We start from the raw sequence: 2,788 nt of genomic DNA, 5'->3' as shown, positions 1-2,788 counted from the left end.
ACTACATTCTGGGCAACAAGGCGGCAATCATCACCTACCCGGTGACCTTCATCGTGTACACCTTCGCGATTCGTAGGTGGCAGAACTCCGAACGCGGCAAGGCTCTAGAACCGCCGACCGGCACGAAGGGCCAGCTGATCATTGGCGGTATCGTGGCGGGTTCATTCGCGTTCTCCCTGGTCACGAACTACATCGGCTACGGCGGCCAGACCTCATTCCTGTTCTGGATCACGACCGTAGTATTCGGTCTGTCCCTGTCAGCGAACATTCTGAACGCGCTCAAGCTCACGATGCAGTGGCAATTCTGGTTCATGTACAACACCGTGCAGTGCATCAAGGCGCTGACTCAGGGCAACTTCGCGAACGTCGGCAAGTACATTTTCTACATCATCAACAGCGTGGCAGCGCTCCTGCTGTGGACCCGAAACGGTACCTCAGCCAAGGGAGCGGTGGCGGTAGCGTAGGGGTACTCCCCCGGGTACGCTAGTGCGCTAGAGAGCTAGCCACCGAATATCCGCTGAACGATACACAGAAGGAGGGGCCCTCCGGCAATACGACCGGAAGGCCCCTCCCCCTGCATTTTGCGGGCATACTTGCCGGCTTCAATAAGCGGCTAGGTTAGCCCAGCGGAATCGCGCTACCCTTCAGAACCTGACGCTCAGGAGCCGAATCGCTACCCACCTTCACAATGGGGAAAGCAACAAACGCCTGAACGCCCTTCTCACGAAGAATCGCCTTCTCATCCGCCAGCTCAGACACGAAAATGTCAGCGTCCAAAGATCCGCGTTCCATCGCCTTACCGACCTCGTCAACCACCCGGCGGTAGGGGTGGCTACGTAGGACGGTTCGCAACCGGGCGGGCGTAACCCTTCCGGAGGATACCGGAAGCACCATGAGCCGCGGGTGCAGAGCGTTGTACGGGTACGCACCGGGGGTCACACCGATCCGGTGGACCTGGTGAATCACCGGGAAGTTCGCAACGCCCACCAGCGCGCAGAAGGCGAGCGCGGTGTCCGTCGGCTGCGGGACGGTGAAACCGGTTCCGGTTCGGGAATCCGGCTTCTTGTCCAGCGAGTCGTACAGGGTCTGCCCGGTAATACCGCTGAGCATTGCGGAAGGTTCCCAGGTGGCCAGGTCCGCGCACATCAGGCGCAGGCGGTCCTTGACGAACTCCTGGCCCTTGTTGCGGGTCTTCATCTCCCAGCGGGACGCACCGTGATCCGGGCGAGGCGCCTTGGCTTCAAAACGCCAGTAGGCAGACTCGCCCAGACCCGCAATCCAGAGCAGAGACAGCAGGTCGTCACGTTCCATCAGCGCATCCAGATGAGCCTGTCGGGTCTTCTGATGAGATGCCCAATCGTCCGGATACTTCTCCGCATCGATTCCTCGAAAACGCGGTGAGAACGGGGAGAAAACAGCGGCTTCCTTACCCGCGCCGTAGGACTGGTCAACGTTCACCCAGCTATCTTCAGCAGCCAGGGAAGAAATGTAGGAGTGCACGCACTCGGCAATTTCTTCTTCTGACACGCCTTCAGCATGCATCTGGGCGCGCGGCTGACCTTCCTGAGACCAACCGACAGTGACGGTTCCGGGGTGTTTCTGTTCAACCATCAGGGACAGCCCATAGAGGGCAAAATGGGTCAGTGCCGAGGTGTAGTCACCGGCAATAGTTAGCGTTGCCATTAGTGTCCCTCCCGTGAAATCTGGGCGTCTGCTGCGCGTTCAACGGCCTCAAGGTAGGCTGTAGCGTACGGGCCGTAGGTGCGGCTCGTCTGCTCCATGAGGTTGTCCCAGTAGCCGACGTTGAAAAGTCGGGCTGCCTGTTCCTTGAGCGCTTCGTAGTCCGTTCCCTCGGGCAGGTAGCCTTCCTTGAGCAGGAAGCCTGCATCGTGGGCGAAGGAGAACCGGCCGTGACCGTGGCTGCACCCAATGATGCGCAGCACCAGGTCGCGGTGCTCCCCCACCTTTTCAGGCGAGGCCGCAACCATGAGTGCAGACAGCTGCTCGTGACGCCAGCCCCTCGGCAAAGCGCTACGGCTACGGGCGCGGTACGCCTCGGCCACGGAACGGTGGCCGCTTTTTGCGAGCGCATCCGCATCCGGGTCTGCACCCAGCATCTGCTGGAAGCGCAGGTCACGCTTGCCCTCGTCGTGGTACTTTGCAGCCAGTTCCAGGGCCTCCGAGAATTCCGGTACCAGGCCAAGGTTCTCGGCAAGCTGGCGGGTACGCTCAGCAACGTCGTTCTGGTGGTCGTCCAAAAGAACGGGACCGGCCAGCACCAATTCCTGAGCGATATCGGAACCTTCAACAGACTCTTCGTCGTCGGTCACGTCGGCGTACCAGGCGATAACTTCCTGACCATCCTCAGCCTCGGTAGTAAGTTCAGAAGCAATCCTCTTCTTCTTACCGTCCGCGCCCTGAGCGTCGAGCAGCTCCGCTACCTCTTCGGGTGAGAGACCCAGATATTCCCTGAAGCGTTCCTCACGGTCCGCGCACTTCTCATACACGTAGAGCTCGGCCACGTAGAGCTCGGCATCATCGAGGAAGGGCACAGTCTTCAGCTCGTCCTTCTTAGAAGGCAACTCACGCTGAGTCACGGCAATGCCTTGATTCGTGAACGGAACACTGTCCGTGTCAAGAATCAGAACGTCACCGGGAGCCAACGTCTGGCTACTCTCATCGCCCTGGCCTGCATCCTGCCACAGGGAGATTTCGCCCTGACGGTAAAGGAACTTACGCGGCTTCACGCCGTGCTCATCCTGGTAGTCCAGAATCTCCTGGAGAATCT

At 59.8% G+C, this 2,788-nt stretch carries 3 protein-coding genes; 1 reads left to right on the top strand and 2 read right to left on the bottom strand.

Annotation, left to right across the window (positions count from 1 at the left end):
- On the top strand, nucleotides 1-464 hold a 464-nt coding region (locus Q0216_RS02510), incomplete at its 5' end, for a nicotinamide mononucleotide transporter (RefSeq protein ID WP_298592666.1).
- 154 nt (nucleotides 465-618) lie between these two features.
- On the opposite strand, the gene Q0216_RS02505 is transcribed toward Q0216_RS02510, so the two are convergent.
- Together Q0216_RS02505 and Q0216_RS02500 are read right to left on the bottom strand one after the other, a co-directional pair.
- A complete protein-coding gene (locus tag Q0216_RS02505; RefSeq protein WP_298592664.1) occupies nucleotides 619-1,683 on the bottom strand; it encodes an aldehyde dehydrogenase in 1,065 nt (354 codons plus the stop codon).
- Nucleotides 1,683-2,788, bottom strand: a 1,106-nt coding sequence (locus tag Q0216_RS02500; protein ID WP_298592662.1) for a CRISPR-associated endonuclease Cas3'', incomplete at its 5' end; no start/stop codon positions are given. The genes Q0216_RS02505 and Q0216_RS02500, both read right to left, overlap by 1 nt.

This window comes from uncultured Rothia sp. (assembly GCF_937976295.1).
Classification (GTDB): Bacteria; Actinomycetota; Actinomycetes; order Actinomycetales; family Micrococcaceae; genus Rothia.
Note: the sequence above shows the minus strand (reverse complement) of the source record. Positions and strands in the feature narration are given on the sequence as shown.